The following is a 15,118-nucleotide window of genomic DNA, read 5'->3' on the forward strand; positions in this document are numbered from 1 at the left end:
TTCACCACCATGGTGGCAAAAAATCTCAGATCACCAATTTACAGGAAGCCACAGAATGCCCTCTCTCCCATCTCATGCGCGTGTCGTTATTATTGGTGGCGGTGTGATCGGCTGTTCGGTCGCCTACCATCTGACGAAGATGGGCTGGAAAGACGTAGTACTGCTGGAACGTAAACAGCTGACATCAGGCACCACATGGCATGCGGCCGGTCTGATCGCGCAATTGCGGGCAAGCGCAAATATGACCAAGCTCGCGAAATATAGCCAAGAGCTTTACGGCAGTCTGGAAGCAGAAACAGGTGTTGCGACCGGCTTCAAACGCTGCGGCTCTATCACGGTTGCTCTGACCGATGAGCGTAAGGAAGAGATTTTTCGTCAAGCTGGCATGGCGCGTGCCTTTGGCGTCGATGTCGAAGAGATTTCGCCAGAAGAGGTGAAAATGCGCTACGAGCATCTGAATATTGATGGCGTGACAGCAGGCGTTTACCTACCCAAGGATGGTCAGGGTGATCCTGCCAACATTGCACTGGCACTCGCCAAAGGCGCACGCCAGAACGGCGCATTGATCGCCGAGCGTACGAAGGTCACGAGGATCAACAAGACGGGCCGTCGCGTGCAGTCGGTAGAATGGGACCAAGACGGCGAGACGGGCACCATCACTTGCGACATGATCGTGAACTCTGCTGGCATGTGGGGCCATGAGGTTGGCCGCATGGCGGGCGTGAACGTGCCGCTGCATGCGTGTGAGCATTTCTACATCGTGACCGAAGCCATTCACGGCCTGACACAGTTGCCTGTGCTGCGGGTGCCTGACGAATGCGCCTACTACAAAGAAGACGCAGGGAAGATGCTGCTGGGCGCGTTTGAACCGAATGCGAAGCCGTGGGCGATGGATGGTATCCCTACCGACTTTGAGTTTGATCAACTGCCCGAAGACTTCGACCATTTTGAGCCAATCCTAGAGGCCGCGGTCGAGCGTCTGCCAATGCTGGCGGAGGCGGGTATCCATACGTTCTTTAATGGTCCCGAAAGCTTCACACCTGACGACGCCTACCACCTTGGTCTGGCGCCAGAGATGGATAACGTCTGGGTCGCCGCTGGCTTTAACTCCATCGGGATCCAATCCGCCGGTGGCGCAGGCATGGCCTTGTCACAGTGGATGGACGGCGGCGAAAAGCCCTTCGATCTGGGCGATGTAGACATCAGCCGGATGCAGCCGTTTCAAGGCAACAAGACCTATCTTTTCGAACGATCCAGGGAAACGCTGGGCCTGCTTTATGCCGACCACTTCCCATTCCGCCAGAAAGAAACCGCGCGCGGTATCCGCCGCACGCCATTTCACGAACACCTGCTGGAACGCGGTGCTGTCATGGGCGAATTGGCCGGGTGGGAACGCGCCAATTGGTTTGCCCGCGAAGCGCAAAAAGCAGAATATGAATACAGTTGGTCACGTCAGAACTTCTTTGACAATGTCCGCGAAGAACACATGGCCGTGCGCCAGAACGTCGGCATGTATGACATGTCATCTTTCGGAAAAATCCGGGTCGAGGGCCGGGACGCGATGGCCTTTATGAACTACGTGGGCGGCGGTGATTATGACGTGCCTGTAGGCAAGATCGTTTATACACAGTTCCTCAATAACCAAGGCGGGATCGAGGCGGATGTGACGGTCACCCGCATTGAGGAAGAGTGTTATCTGGTTGTGACCCCTGCCGCGACCCGTCTTGCGGACCAGACGTGGATGCGCCGCCATAAAGGTGATTTCAACGTGGTGATCACAGACGTGACCGCAGGCGAAGGCATTTTGGCGGTCATGGGCCCGCGGTCACGGGAATTGTTGCAGGCCGTCTCGCCGAATGATTTCTCAAACGATATGAACCCATTTGGCACCGCACAAGAGATCGAAATCGGCATGGGGTTGGCACGTGTCCACCGCGTGACCTATGTGGGCGAGCTGGGATGGGAGGTCTACGTGCCATCTGACATGTGCGGCCATGTATTCGAAACCTTGGCCACGGCTGGGTTTGATTTCGGCATGCGCCTGTGTGGAATGCATATGATGGATAGCTGCCGGATGGAAAAAGGCTTCCGCCATTTTGGCCATGACATCACATCTGAGGATCATGTGCTGGAGGCCGGTTTGGGTTTTGCTGTGAAGCGTGACAAACCCAGCTTTATCGGTCGTGATGCCGTGCTGCGCAAGCGCGACGAAGGTCTTGAAAAACGTCTGGTCCAGTTCAAACTGACCGACCCAGAGCCACTTTTGTACCATAACGAACCCATCGTGCGGGATGGAAAGGTGGTCGGTTATCTGACATCCGGCGGCTACGGCCACCACCTGGGGGCTGCGATTGGCATGGGCTATGTGCCCTGCAAAGGCGAAAGCATTGCCGAGATGCTGGACAGCACCTATGAGATCGACGTGATGGGCACGCGGGTGAAGGCCGAGGCGCAGACAAAGCCGTTTTACGATCCGAAAAGCGAGCGTGTGAAGGTTTAAAGCGGCGCTTGCGGTGTTTTGAAGGCTATGGATCGTGCGATGCTGCAAAGAGATGTTGGTGCGGGATGTCTGGTTTGAGCCCAACCCAGTCATCGTCTTTTCTCGCTGCGTGTGCACGCAGCACGAAAATCGCTGCAAACGCTCGGTCCAGTTTGCAGCGCGGCGGTAGAGATCGCTGCCATTCGATCGTCGCGCCGCAAGGGTTGTTATAAGAACGTGCACATCGCCTATAGGGCGCCATTTCGCAGTGCTCCGCACGAACACCCATTTCCCTTGGCCATACCTAGCGGAACTGTTTTGATCAGTTGGCTCCGGCGGTTGAAGCTCTGTTTGTTGTTTGGCCGCCATTGGAACACCGTGCTGCGATCGCAGCGCACTGCCATTCTGTCTGACACTAGCGCTTATGGGACCAAACAGGGTCTGTTCGTTGCTCATTGTAGCCACCGAAGCATGAACGACGTCCACGACGTCAGGCGGCCTAAAAAGTTGGTGTTGGCCTTGACGCCGATGGTGCAGCGTGCGTGATTTGCGCAGCCCAACTTACTTTCAAAGGTAGATACCTGATGGCTGACACTGACACATCTGGCACGGTCGTTTGCCTTGCCCCCACATTTGAATCTTATGGGATGGTCATGGATTTCATGGCCGAATCCGACGTATTCGGAAATTTCGAATTGAACGCCATCGCCGGGGTGATCCGCACGCAGTTGCGCGATGGGCATAACTTAGCTGGCATTCAGGACAATAATGTGGTGGGCTATGCAGGCTGGCTGCACACAACTGTTGAGACAGGGTCCGAGTGGATGGAGGGGCGCGCTATCCTGAAACCACTTTATGATGACAGTATTGATGCGGCCGCGCTGACGATATTCGCGACCTCTGATCCAAAGATGACACCCCGGCTGATCCGCGGTGCGCGCGAGTTAAACAAAGGCAAACGGGTCTTTTTCAAGCGCGGATATGATGGTGTTGTTCGGCCCGGCCGCAAAAACACAGTGCTGAATGTTGGCGGTACCTTTTAAGGCTGCAAATTTCAGACAATCTTCTTTTATTTGCCCATGATTTGACATGATTGTCCGCCAAAGACCTCTTAAATCTTTGAGAAGAAGGTCGTTTACGATGAAAAACACTTGGATGATGACATCTGCGTCAGCCGCTGCATTGATCGCAGGTGGCGCGCAGCAAGGTTTGGCACAGGATGGTGCCTTTCCTGATGGATACACTCTGAACGTGCAGGGCGCATATGGCGTTTTGAACAACGCTTATGATGATAAGCTGACGGGCACCAACCCGCCGTCGGACATTGAGGACAAGGTCGGCGACGAAACCGCTGACAGAGCTATCATCGGTAGTGTATCGCTTGCGCGCCAGACGGCGCCGGGACGTGATATGACGTTCGGGCTGACCATTGGCACCAACCCTGACAACGACATTGCAACGACCGACGATTTTGGTCTTGGCGTAGATACGTTCACACGCAGCAACGACTTTTCGTTTGCCGCGCTTGACTTTGAAATGGGGCGTACGGTGTCAGCCGAAGGCATAGACCTGCGGTTGTTCTATGGTGCGCGCGCAGTTGCAAGCGACAGTTCTCTCGACAAGGTCGGTAGCAGCGAATCTGGCGGCGAAGTCGACGAATTTGATCAGGAATCCGCCAGCAACTACTTGGGGATTGGGCCACGTGTTGGCGCAGGTGTTTCAACCGGGTTGTCTGAACAGTTTGGTATTTCCGGCGAAATCGGCTTGGCCGTTTTGCGCGGCACGCGTGATGATGAAGGGCAATTCGAAACCTTTTTCTTTGGCGGCGGCGGTGACATTGAAGACGAGTCGTCTGCGCTTCAGACCGTGACCAGCCTGGATGCACAAATTGGTGTCGACTACTTTATGTCGCCCTCTTCAAAGATTTCCGTGGGTTACCAGCTTCAGCAGTTTTGGAACATTGATGGTGCGTCTGACGAAGACACGCCAAACTCGGAACCGCGTCTGATCCATGGCGCATTTGTTGGGTTCACCACGACGTTCTGAACCTCGCCTACTGTTTGCTTGGAATAATAGAAATGCGCCCCTATGTTGGGGCGCATTTTTCATGACAGGAGCACTGCGTTGACCGAGCTTATCCGCACCACAGGTACGCCGTTGATCGAGGCATGGCTGAGTAGCCCCTGTCATGTCCTATATCATTTGGCCAAAGCCAAGCCCGGCCAAAACCTTGATATCGAATTGGGTGGTGCGGTGTTCCACCTCGTTCAAGACGCGGATACCGCCCACACGATCCTGCGCGATCGTAATGAGAGTTTTCATAAATACTTTGGCAGCTACGCCCGGCTGTTTGGGGAAAGCCGCCTTACGGTAAACGGTGGACATTGGCGCAAGCTGCGCGACTATTCGCAGTCCTATATCGTCGATGCGAACGCGGATGATCTGGTGCGCACCGCGCGCGGTTATTTTCAGGCGGCTTGCACTGATCTTTTGGCCAATAGTGGCGGCGTTGAATACCCAGTCGCCGATGTAATCGATTTTGCTGCGGCTGAAACCGTCAGCGATATGGTTCTTGGTTTTCCATTGAAAGAGTGGGGAAGCGCAACGCTGGATGACGTGCGCAAAATTCTGCGCCTGGCGTCATGGGAGAACTTTCCAAGGCCCTCTGCATCGGGTGTTGAACAGTCATTTCTGGCGCTGGATGCAGAAGATGCGAAGGCTGATCTTCAAGCGCGCTTTTCGGCGATACTGGCAAACAAAGCAGGTAGTGAAGGCGGCACTTTGATCGCTGATCTGGCGCAGGCAGGCCCTGATGAAGTGGACAGCTTTGGAGAGTTGGCAACGCTGCTTTTCGCCGGGTTCGACACAACTGCCAGCGCGATCACATGGTCGATGTGGCTGTTGGCCCAAGACCCTGCGCTGCAAGCCCGGTTGCGTGCTTCGGTGAAGGGGATGGCGACCCGACAGACGTTGACCGCAAAAGAGGTTCTGGCGCTGGATGATCTGAATGCCTTCGTCATCGAGGCATTGCGGATATTCCCCCCGGTCCCGGTACTCAGCCGCTTGGTGGTTGAGGATATGCAGATTGACGGTTGGTCTTTGAAAAAGGGTCATCGTGTTTTGCTGTCGATTATTGGTGTGCAGCAGGACAGTCGCGTCTTTCCTGATCCGCTGGATGTGCGGCCGCAGCGGCACCCCAATGGCGCTTTGACCAAAGACCGGGCCAACCATTTCATGCCCTTCGGTGACGGCAGGCGGGTCTGCCCCGGTGCGCGTTTTGCCAATCTGGAAATTCTGGTCGCTTTGGCCGTCATTCTGGATACGATGCAGCTGGACCCGCCAGCGGCGCCAAAAATTGAACTGCGTTGGGATGCCAGCATGCGGCAAGCCAATGGAACAAAGCTGGCGATGACAGCGCTGCACTAACGACCAAAAGGGAACGATCGTGCGCATTCTTTTTACGTCCTTGTCCTGTCTTGTTGATCCCAGCAGCGGTGCTGCAATCTCGGTCAAGACTATTCTGGGCCAGCTGGCTGCGCGCGGTCATGAGGTGATGTCGTTGTCCGGGGCGTGTTTTGACAAAGCTCAAATGCCCTCACCCGTCGATATGCTAAAGTGGTGCAAGTTCACCAAGGACCCGCAAACCCCGTTTTGGCGCTATGATGATGCGGGGGTCAAGCATCTGGCCCTGCCCCTCAATGTGCATAGTGTCTCCAAAGCAGATGCGCAGATGGTCGACCAGCTGACTGAGGCCGCTACGGCGCTGATCGCCGATTTCCAACCTGATGTGATCATATCCTATGGCGGAACACCTTATGAGTTGGGCATCCGTAGGCTGGCGCGCGCGCAGGGGATCGGGTCCGTGATGTATCTGGCCAATCCCAGCTACAAAGACAAAGTTACATTTGCGAATGTCGATCTTGTTTTCACGGATACAGTGGCCACCCAAGCGCTGTACCAAGACCGGTTGAACCTTGATAGCGTCATGATTGGCAAATTCATCGCTCAGCCGGTTGCCAAGCGCCCCGGTAAATCTGCGCGTCACGTGACCTTTGTGAACCCAAGCTATCCAAAAGGCGTCACACTGTTCTACCGGATCGCCGAGATGATGAATGCCACACTGCCGTCGATTAAGTTTCTAGTCGTTGAAAGCCGGGGCAATCTGGACGACGTCGAAGAGAGTGCCGGTATCCCGTTTTCACAGATGCGCAATATCCGCAGGATTGGCCTGCAAGCGGATATGACAGATGTGTTTTCGCGGACCCATGTTCTGTTGATCCCCTCCCTTTGGCACGAAAGCGGATCAAGGACTGCGGTTGAGGCTTTGTCGCTTGGTATCCCGATTGTCGGCTCAAACCACGGGGGCTCCCCGGAGCTATTGGGCGATGGTGCGACACTTTTTGATGTGCCTGAACCTTTGCGCGAAAACCCCCGGCTGATCCCCCCGCCCAGCGTGGCTGTGCCTTGGGTCAGCGCGCTTGCCCAGCTTTGGACTGATGATGACCACTGGGCAGAACGCAGTGCTGCTGCCAACGCCCAGTGGCAACGCCACGACCCCTCTGAAAGGATCGTGATGGTCGAAGCGCAATTGCAAGAGCTGGCCAATGCCAGAGATTGAAGGCTACATCGAACCCCTGATGGTCGAGATTGGCGGGGTCTACAGCTATTTGCATGTAGAGGTGACCGCACCGCCAGACCCCCAAAAATGCATGTTCCTGATCCATGACCTTGCCGGGCGGTCCGATGACTTTGCACCACTTGCACCGCATCTTGCCCGCCTCGGCTATAAGGTCGTGATGATCGACCTGCCGGGACGCGGGAAAAGCGCTGCGGTCGAGGAGGCAAGCTATACTCTGCGCATGTATGTGGAGGTGCTTTTTGCACTGTTGAAAGAACATGGACTGAAACAGAATGCCGCGCTTGGTCAGGGTTGGGGGGCGATGATTGCGCTCTTGTTTGAAAGCTTCTTGGCCCGGCCTTTGCAACACATGTACCTTGTCGACCTGCCGGCACATTGGTCATACGCGACAGACCCCGCGGCACAAACATGGGCTGCCCTTGCGCCGATATGTACGGAAACGCCCGAGGATTTTCTGGCCCAAGCGGAAAACGCAGTTCCGCAGGATTTGGCTGGGCGGGATGCGTTGCTGACTTTGGCGGCAGAGCGTGGGCGGATCGTCGAAGGAAACCATCAGCTTGCCCTCGATCCCGCAATCTTTGCTAATTTGAGTAAGAGCGAAACCAAGGTCTACAATTTGGAAAGCGCCTTGAACAAACTGCGATCTCCGACACAGCTATTGCAGGGTGCACAAAGTGCGGTGCCGCTTGTCACTTCAGCATTTGTCGCGCAGCGGCATTTGTCGGGCAAGGTTGGTCATGCGCAAATCATACGTGGTAGCCACACGTCATGGACTGATCCAGCCCTACTATTGCCCGTTCTGGGTGCGGTTTGTGTCGGCGGGCAATCTGCGCCATCGTAGACCGGCCACTGGCAGGAGGTTTCTCGGATTGCCGATCGAAAGCTATAAATTTTCCCTCTGAGGCCGATAGTCGCAAGAACATCCAAGTAATTTTAGCCGACTGCTTGGCCTCCTACGAAGCATGATGTCAACCCGGCTTGCTGAAAGAGACGCCGAGGGAGGAGGCTGCGGCAACCGCGCCGGTCTCAGTTTGAGCAAGATCGACACCCCCCGAACGACCGCATTGACTACAAGCGCCGCGCAGCAACAACAGACCCGCCGTTGGCGCGAGGTAGTGCTGCGTTGGCGAACTTCAAAATCTCAATGTCGGTTTTGTCCCGCAAAGCGGACAATCCCAACCCCACTGGAATCGGGGCACTCAACCACCCGACACACCAAGCCTACTTCAACGCCCGCGCCAAAAACGCCTTCGTCTCTTCCCGTTGCGGTGCGTCGAACAACGCCTCTGGCGGCCCTTCCTCAATAATCTTACCGTCTTTGAGAAAGCACACCTTATCAGCCGCCTGCCGTGCGAAACCCATCTCATGGGTTGCCAGCACCATCGTCATCCCTTGCTGCTTCAGCATCAGCAGCACGTCAAGCACCTCGCCCACCAATTGCGGATCAAGTGCCGAAGTGATTTCGTCGAACAGCATCACCTCGGGCCGCATAGCCAAGGCGCGGATGATCGCGACCCGTTGTTGTTGCCCGCCGGACAGTTGATCGGGGTAGTTATGCATGCGGTCGGCCAGCCCGAAGCGCGTGAACAGCTCTTCCACCTCGCCCACCAGATCAGCCCGTGATCGGCCATGCACCCGGCGCGGGGCCAGCATGGCGTTTTCGAGTGCGGTCATATGGGGGAAAAGGTTGAAGCTTTGGAACACCATGCCGATGCGCGCACGCACCCCTTGCGGGTTCAAACCCGGAACGGCGATGTCCTCGCCGTCGAGAAAAATCTCGCCGTCTTCAACCGCTTCCAGCAGGTTGATGCAGCGTAGCAGCGTCGATTTGCCCGCACCCGATGCACCGATCAGGCAGACCATCTGTCCTTCTTCCACATCCAGATCAATGCCATCGCAAACGGTGCTGTCGCCAAACCGTTTGACCACGCCGCGCAGGCTTAGTTTGCTCATCAGCTGCGGTCCCGCATTTGTTTGGCCATCAGGTAATCGGCATAGCGGGTGGCGGGGATCGTGACGATGAGAAAGATGATGGCAGCCCCAACATAGGGTGTGAAATTGGCGGTCAGGGATTTGAAGACGCCCGCTTGGCGGAAGATTTCAACCGGCCCGATGAAGCTGAGGAGTGAGACATCCTTTTGCAATGCGATCAGCATGTTCATTTGGGACGGCACAACGTTGCGGATCGCCTGAGGCAGGACGACATCCCGCATCACTTGCCGTTCGCTCAAGCCCAGTGAAAGGGCCGCTGATCGTTGGCTTTGGTGCACGCTATCGATGCCAGAGCGGAAGATCTCTGCGACATAGGCCGCGTAGGTGAGGATCAGCGCAAGCGAACCCCAGATATAGGGCGAATTCCACGGGCGCGGCAGGCCGAGGCCGGGGATGCCGAAACCGATGAGGTAGACGGTCAGGATCACGGGAACGCCGCGGAAAACATCGGTGAATGTCGCGCCAAAGATGCGCAGCGGAAAGAGTGCCGGGGACTTGGCATCGCGTGCAAGAGCAATGAGCAAACCCAAGATGGCGATTGCAGGCGCAGACCACGCAAAGATCATGAGGTTGATCTTGAATGCATCCAGCAGTTTGGGAAAGGTATCCGCCAGCACATCACCGTTGAAAAAGCTGCGTTGCACTTTTTCCCATCCCGGCGTCATGGGGATGAAAATGATGATGCAGGCCACAACCACGACAGTGCTTGTCGCTGCGACAATCAGGGACCTTCTGCGCTGCTGTGCCTCGTATTTTTCGCGGCGGGTTAGACCCGCCGCTTTGGTCGTGTTCATATCACTCGATCAGTGGAACACCGGTGGTGTCCTGAAGCCATGTCGCCTCGATCGTGGCCAGTTCGCCGCTTGCTGTCAGTACCGCCAAAGCCTCGTCCACGCAGGCTTTCAGCGGATTGCCTTCTTCCAGCAACATGCCGAACTGGTCGGGATTGTCGCTGGCGTCGGGGGCGAACTGCCCGATAACTTTGGAGCCTTCGATCATCACTGCGCTGAGGAACAGCGCAGTTGGCAGATCAAACAGAGCCGCGTCGATCTGATTGGCAGACATCGCCGCGTTCACATCGGCGTTGTCACCATAAAGCAGCGGATCACTGGTGGGTTGAACAACGCTGGTGAGCTTTGGCACCGCTGTCGTCGATCCGACCGCACCCCATTTCAGATCGCGCAGTGCGTCGAGTGTTGGTGCCGTTTCAGTGGCACCGGGGCTGACCAGCACCGCCATGGGGGCGGTGTAATAGGGGGCCGAGAAGTCCACGACCTCATCCCGCGCCGCGGTGATTGAGTATTGTTGCATGTTAACGTCAAAGTTCTTTGCACCCGGTTGGATCGCCTCATCAAAGGACGAGCGCACCCAGACCACATCTTCCGCAGCGAAACCCATTTCGGCAGCAACAGCATAGGCCACGGCTGCCTCAAACCCCTGCCCGCTTTCGGGTGCGTCATCCAGCACCCACGGATAGTAGGCCGGGTTGCCTGTTGCGATAGTGAATTTGCCCTCGGTCAGCGTCTGGCCCGCGGCACAATGGTCGTCCGCATAAACCGCAGTTGATGTAAGCATGAGCGTCATCGCGACGATGGAAAGCGCTTTTTTCATAATCTTTAACCTTCTGTTGTCCCTGTTGCCGAAAGGGTAGTGCGCCACCACAAAGCTGTCCAGCACAGGTGCCGTCGGCGCGTTGCAATACCAGGAATATAGCGGGGGCACTGCCCAAATGCTGGGCGCTGCGTGGTGACTTACAGACTTGACTGGTCCACGATCTTCACATGCGGCAGCGCGTAGTAGTCCCCTTTGGTATCGGTGCAAATCTGACGGTCCAGTTGGAGCCCTGTGGGATTATCCAAAGACCCCGCCATGATTGATATATCAGCGCTCTCAAGCTCGGCCCAGAACAGTTGGCTGCCGCAAATCTTGCAAAATGCCCTCTTGGCCGTCGCAGAAGAGTGGTACCACTTCAGATGATCGTTGCCCTGTATTTCAAGACACTCTAGGCGAACCTGCGTCGCAGCCACATAATGCCCTGACGCCTTTCTGCATTGTGTGCAATGACACGCAACCACCGATCTTACTTGGCCGGAAACCTGATAGTTCACCGCACCACATAAACAACCGCCTCGCATTGCTCACCTCATCCTGCGCCACACCGATCAGGATATGCCCACCAAAGACAAGTTCGCGTGCATCAACGGCAAAGCGCCGTTCCTTTACGACGCCTGCGATATGGCGCCTTGGTAGGGGAAGGTCAGACGCATCTGACCTCCCCCAGGACCGCATGATCAGCCCATCAGTTGCCCGGATTCAGGCACCCAGCGAAAGGCGGCATCGTCGTTGCCTGTATCCACATAGCCCAAAGCCGGGAATGGCATGTGATAGCCAACAGCCGGGACACGGTCTGCTGCAATCATGCCCAGCACATTGCGGCGCGATGCGGCAGCCGCCTCTTTGTCGGCGTCAAAGCGCACTTCCCAATCAGGGCGCGCCAACGACCAGACCGGGTGGTTTGCCAGATCGGCAAAAATCACGAGGCCAGCGCCTGCGCTATCAAGGCGGTAAACCATATGGCCCGGTGTATGCCCAAAGGCGGCCATGCCAGTGACGCCGCTGACCACATCACCACCGTCATCGATAAATGTCGTCTGATCAGCCAAGGGGCGTACGTTTGATTCAAAGCGCTCGTTCTCGGCACCGGCCCAGTGATCCCACTCGACCTGACCCGCAACATAGCGTGCATTGGTAAAGGTCGGCGCACCCTCGTTCATCAATCCGCCGATATGGTCGCCGTGCATATGGGTCAGGACGACGATATCGACCTGATCCGCCGTGTAACCCGCACCCTCAATCGCAGCGAGAGTGGCCGCCGCATTCAACCCGGTATCAAACAAAATCAGTTCGGACCCGGTATTCACAAGCGTCGGCGTGAAAAAGAACTGCGCCGCCTCTGTGGACAAGAAATTCGCGCGGCTGACTTCGTTAAACTCTTCTTCCGACACGTTCATGCCAAAAATGCTTTGCGGCTCTTCACGCGGGGTGGTCCCGCCAAGGATCGTGGTCACCTCAAAATCGCCGATCATAAAGCGGCGGTGGGTGGCAAAGCTGGCCCCTTGCATGGGCGCCTCGGCACGGGCGGCACCTGCAGCCAATCCGGCGAATGGCAATGCAGTGCCTGTGGCAAGCAGATTACGGCGGGTCAGGTGGGTCATTCTTTCTCTCCTGTTGGTTATGCAAAATAAAATGATATCTGGGAGATAGATCGAAATCTTAGGAAGTCACTGACATATCTGCGGTCCATGCATACAGGCAGGTCACAATTTTTTGTGCGTATCCCAACCAAGATCATGCAGCCAGCTTTTCACCGTCGCGATAGAGGACCGGGCTGCCTGATCGACATGCGACAAAAGCCAGACCTCTCGGGTCGGGGGCGTGTCTTTCCATTCTAGGGGTAGCAAGCGCTGGTCGGCGTCCGCAATCACACGCGGCAGAAGCGACTGACCCAAACCCTGCGCGACTGCTTCCAACGCGGTTTCTGCGTCTGCCACCCTAAGGCGTGCGCGCGCTTCTGTGGTACGTGATGCGGTGGCATCCAACCATTGCGCCTGCGGCAGGTTTGCGTAAGCATCATCATAGGTGATCCACCCAAGATCATGTGATTGGCCCGGCGCAATAGTCTTTGGCGCATAAACACCGAATGCCAACGCGCCCAATTTCTGCGCCGTCGTCCGCAATCCACCCTGCAAGGGACGCCCAAAGCGCAGCGCAAGGTCTGCCTCGCGCTTGGACAGGTCCAGATTTTCCGAGGCGGGCAGCAGATCAACCGTTAATCTTGGATGCTGTTCGATCAAGCTGTGCAGGTTGGGGATCAGAATACGGTTGACGATAATCGGCACCGAACTGATGCGCACATGGCCCGTCACACGGTCGGTGATCTGCCCAAGTCTTTCGTTGATGGTGACGTTTTCCATCTCGATGGCTTCGGCATGCGGCAGAATGCGCATGGCGGCATCTGTTGGTTCATACCGGCCTGCCGCGCTGCGCAGAAAAAGGGGGTGCCCGGTGTGCTGCTCAAACGCCTTGATCCTGCGGCTGACTGTGGTGTCGCTGGTGCCCAAGGTACGCCCTGCCTCTTTCAGCTTGCCAGTGCGGTAGAGCGCCAAGAGGTATTTGAGATCGTTCCAGTCATAGCCCTGCATTCTTGCAGACTAAGGCGGCATGATTGTTGATTCAATCGTCAGATATGCTGTGCAACCCTTGGTCAATACTGATCAAGGAGACATAGGCGTGACATATATTGTCCTATTCGAAGACGCACCGGATGCAGACCCCGACATCCGCAAGACCCATATGGTGCAGCACCTCGATTTTCTAGAACAAAACGCAGACAAGATCGCCGCGGCCGGGCCGCTATCAGACCCTGCGGGACAAGGACGTGATGGGCTGTGGATCGTCACGTCGGGATCAGTTGAGCAGGTCGATCAACTGGTCCGAGAAGACCCGTTCTGGCCGACAGGGCTGCGCAAATCCTATGTGATCCTCAAATGGACCCAAGTTTACGCAAATGGTTCAAGGTTGATACAGCCGCGGTGATGGGTGCTGTCAGCGGGCGGGGAAGCCAGCCTGCTGACAGCATAAACAAACCCAGATTATTCGCGAGCCAGCGCCGTCGGCCCCAATGCGTTCAGACCTTTGAGGATATCGATGGCATAGGCCAGTTGATAGTCATCCTCGCGCAGCGCAGCAGCAGATTCGGCCCGCGCGCGATCTTCTTCGATCTGGCGGATTTCATCTTCGCTCAGGCTGTCATTCTCCAACGACCCGCGCAAACCGGCCTCTGAACGCAATGTGCCTTCTTCTGCTTCTTCATCCTCATCCGCGCGCGGCAAAGGCTGCTCAACAATGATATCAGGTGAGATGCCCAACGACTGAATAGACCGGCCCGATGGGGTGTAATAGCGCGCTGTTGTCAGGCGCATCGCCCCATCTTGGCTCAGCGGTACAACAGTCTGAACAGAGCCTTTGCCGAAAGAATTGGTCCCGATCACAATGGCCCGGCGATGATCCTGCAAAGCGCCTGCAACGATCTCGGAGGCGGACGCGGAGCCCCCGTTGATCAATACGACGATAGGTTTGCCCTCGGCCAGATCACCGGGTGTCGCGTTGAACCGGTCACCATCTGCGGCCTCGCGCCCACGGGTCGACACGATCTCACCCGCGTCAAGAAACGCATCCGACACGTAAACAGCCTGGTTCAGCAGCCCGCCGGGGTTGTTGCGCAAATCCAGCACGATGCCGTCGATATTTTCAAAACCGCCGGCTTCTGCGACCTGCTCTTGCATGCCCTCGCGCAAGTTCGGGAAGGTCTGTTCATTAAACGTCGTGATCCGCATGACAACTGCGTTGCCTTCGGTGCGGCCGCGCACCGCTGTCAGCTTGATCGTGTCGCGGATGATTGAAACGTCAAATGGCTCAACCTCGCCTTCGCGCACGATTGTCACGATGATTTCTGCCCCAACAGGGCCGCGCATCATTCGCACGGCTTCGTCCAGCGTCAGACCCAGCACGCTTTCGCCATCAACGGCTGTGATAAAATCGCCAGCCTGAATACCTGCGGCCTCTGCCGGGGTGCCATCCATTGGGGAAACAACCTTGACCCAGCCTTCTTCCTGCGTGACCTCGATCCCGAGGCCACCGAATTCACCCGACGTGCTGACCCGCATCCGCTGGGCTGCGTCAGGTGATAGGTAGCTGGAGTGCGGGTCAAGCGAGGTAAGCATACCGTTGATGGCCGCCTCGATCAGTTCTTTATCATCGACCTCTTCCACATAGTTTGCGCGGATCCGTTCAAAGATATCGCCAAAAAGGTCAAGCTGTTCATAAACATTCGTATCGGCCTCGGCATCCTGCGCGAGGACCGGGCCTGCGATCTGCGTTGTTGCCAGCAAACCGATTGCTGCACCACTTACAGCGGCGATTATCGTCTTTTTCATCACGTATCCTTA

Annotated in this window: 14 protein-coding genes; 7 read left to right on the top strand and 7 right to left on the bottom strand. The window is 56.4% G+C overall.

All coding sequences use genetic code 11. The annotated features are described in order from the left end of the window. Positions 1 to 55 precede the first annotated feature (55 nt). The 6 genes from BC777_RS09430 to BC777_RS09455 all read left to right on the top strand — a co-directional run bounded on the left by BC777_RS09430 (position 56) and on the right by BC777_RS09455 (position 7,959). On the top strand, positions 56 to 2,500 hold the full coding sequence (locus BC777_RS09430; protein ID WP_100367802.1) for a GcvT family protein: 2,445 nt from the start codon (positions 56 to 58) through the stop codon (positions 2,498 to 2,500). 563 nt (positions 2,501 to 3,063) lie between these two features. Then, positions 3,064 to 3,522, top strand: a complete 459-nt coding sequence (locus BC777_RS09435; RefSeq protein WP_100367803.1) for a hypothetical protein — start codon at positions 3,064 to 3,066, stop codon at positions 3,520 to 3,522. A 97-nt stretch (positions 3,523 to 3,619) separates the two neighbouring features. Continuing rightward, entirely contained in the window at positions 3,620 to 4,525 is a 906-nt protein-coding gene (locus BC777_RS09440; RefSeq protein ID WP_100367804.1) for an Lpg1974 family pore-forming outer membrane protein, read from the top strand. Between the two features lie 78 nt (positions 4,526 to 4,603). Then, positions 4,604 to 5,905 carry a cytochrome P450 gene (locus BC777_RS09445; RefSeq protein ID WP_168769119.1) on the top strand — a complete coding sequence of 434 codons (1,302 nt, stop codon included), beginning with the start codon at positions 4,604 to 4,606 and terminating at the stop codon, positions 5,903 to 5,905. Between the two features lie 19 nt (positions 5,906 to 5,924). Further along, complete coding sequence (locus tag BC777_RS09450; protein WP_100367806.1) at positions 5,925 to 7,097, top strand: glycosyltransferase; 1,173 nt, start codon at positions 5,925 to 5,927, stop codon at positions 7,095 to 7,097. Continuing rightward, complete coding sequence (locus BC777_RS09455; protein WP_100367807.1) at positions 7,084 to 7,959, top strand: alpha/beta fold hydrolase; 876 nt, start codon at positions 7,084 to 7,086, stop codon at positions 7,957 to 7,959. The genes BC777_RS09450 and BC777_RS09455 overlap by 14 nt, the downstream gene beginning before the upstream one ends. 380 nt (positions 7,960 to 8,339) lie before the next feature. On the opposite strand, the gene BC777_RS09460 is transcribed toward BC777_RS09455, so the two are convergent. From BC777_RS09460 to BC777_RS09485, 6 genes are all read right to left on the bottom strand, one after another. Further along, entirely contained in the window at positions 8,340 to 9,071 is a 732-nt protein-coding gene (locus BC777_RS09460; RefSeq protein WP_100367808.1) for an amino acid ABC transporter ATP-binding protein, read from the bottom strand. Beyond that, on the bottom strand, positions 9,071 to 9,904 hold the full coding sequence (locus BC777_RS09465) for an amino acid ABC transporter permease (RefSeq protein ID WP_100367809.1): 834 nt from the start codon (positions 9,902 to 9,904) through the stop codon (positions 9,071 to 9,073). The genes BC777_RS09460 and BC777_RS09465 overlap by 1 nt, the downstream gene beginning before the upstream one ends. Before the next feature lies 1 nt (position 9,905). Continuing rightward, positions 9,906 to 10,721, bottom strand: a complete 816-nt coding sequence (locus BC777_RS09470; RefSeq protein ID WP_100367810.1) for an ABC transporter substrate-binding protein — start codon at positions 10,719 to 10,721, stop codon at positions 9,906 to 9,908. 140 nt (positions 10,722 to 10,861) lie between these two features. After that, positions 10,862 to 11,245, bottom strand: coding sequence for a GFA family protein (locus BC777_RS09475; protein WP_100367811.1), 384 nt, complete (start codon positions 11,243 to 11,245; stop codon positions 10,862 to 10,864). Positions 11,246 to 11,401: 156 nt separating this feature from the next. Beyond that, positions 11,402 to 12,325, bottom strand: a complete 924-nt coding sequence (locus BC777_RS09480) for an MBL fold metallo-hydrolase (RefSeq protein WP_100367812.1) — start codon at positions 12,323 to 12,325, stop codon at positions 11,402 to 11,404. Positions 12,326 to 12,427: 102 nt separating this feature from the next. Continuing rightward, on the bottom strand, positions 12,428 to 13,312 hold the full coding sequence (locus tag BC777_RS09485) for a LysR family transcriptional regulator (RefSeq protein WP_100367813.1): 885 nt from the start codon (positions 13,310 to 13,312) through the stop codon (positions 12,428 to 12,430). 88 nt (positions 13,313 to 13,400) lie between these two features. On the opposite strand from BC777_RS09485, the gene BC777_RS09490 reads away from it, so the two are divergent. Further along, positions 13,401 to 13,706 (top strand): YciI family protein, encoded by a 306-nt coding sequence (locus tag BC777_RS09490; protein ID WP_211095349.1) that lies wholly within the window; start codon positions 13,401 to 13,403, stop codon positions 13,704 to 13,706. A gap of 56 nt (positions 13,707 to 13,762) precedes the next feature. Here the strand turns inward: BC777_RS09490 and BC777_RS09495 are convergent, their stop codons facing one another. Beyond that, positions 13,763 to 15,106 (bottom strand): S41 family peptidase, encoded by a 1,344-nt coding sequence (locus BC777_RS09495; RefSeq protein WP_100367815.1) that lies wholly within the window; start codon positions 15,104 to 15,106, stop codon positions 13,763 to 13,765. Between the last annotated feature and the right edge of the window lie 12 nt (positions 15,107 to 15,118).

Source organism: Yoonia maricola (genome assembly GCF_002797915.1).
Classification (GTDB): Bacteria; Pseudomonadota; Alphaproteobacteria; order Rhodobacterales; family Rhodobacteraceae; genus Yoonia; species Yoonia maricola.

What these genes read in the sequence shown, in the direction of transcription:
- BC777_RS09430 (WP_100367802.1), top strand. Translation starts at nt 56, where the DNA reads ATGCCCTCTCTCCCATCTCATGCGCGTGTCGTTATTATTGGTGGCGGT.
- BC777_RS09435 (WP_100367803.1), top strand. Translation starts at nt 3,064, where the DNA reads ATGGCTGACACTGACACATCTGGCACGGTCGTTTGCCTTGCCCCCACA.
- BC777_RS09440 (WP_100367804.1), top strand. Translation starts at nt 3,620, where the DNA reads ATGAAAAACACTTGGATGATGACATCTGCGTCAGCCGCTGCATTGATC.
- BC777_RS09455 (WP_100367807.1), top strand. Translation starts at nt 7,084, where the DNA reads ATGCCAGAGATTGAAGGCTACATCGAACCCCTGATGGTCGAGATTGGC.
- BC777_RS09460 (WP_100367808.1), bottom strand. Translation starts at nt 9,071, where the DNA reads ATGAGCAAACTAAGCCTGCGCGGCGTGGTCAAACGGTTTGGCGACAGC.
- BC777_RS09465 (WP_100367809.1), bottom strand. Translation starts at nt 9,904, where the DNA reads ATGAACACGACCAAAGCGGCGGGTCTAACCCGCCGCGAAAAATACGAG.
- BC777_RS09470 (WP_100367810.1), bottom strand. Translation starts at nt 10,721, where the DNA reads ATGAAAAAAGCGCTTTCCATCGTCGCGATGACGCTCATGCTTACATCA.
- BC777_RS09475 (WP_100367811.1), bottom strand. Translation starts at nt 11,245, where the DNA reads ATGCGAGGCGGTTGTTTATGTGGTGCGGTGAACTATCAGGTTTCCGGC.
- BC777_RS09480 (WP_100367812.1), bottom strand. Translation starts at nt 12,325, where the DNA reads ATGACCCACCTGACCCGCCGTAATCTGCTTGCCACAGGCACTGCATTG.
- BC777_RS09485 (WP_100367813.1), bottom strand. Translation starts at nt 13,312, where the DNA reads ATGCAGGGCTATGACTGGAACGATCTCAAATACCTCTTGGCGCTCTAC.
- BC777_RS09495 (WP_100367815.1), bottom strand. Translation starts at nt 15,106, where the DNA reads ATGAAAAAGACGATAATCGCCGCTGTAAGTGGTGCAGCAATCGGTTTG.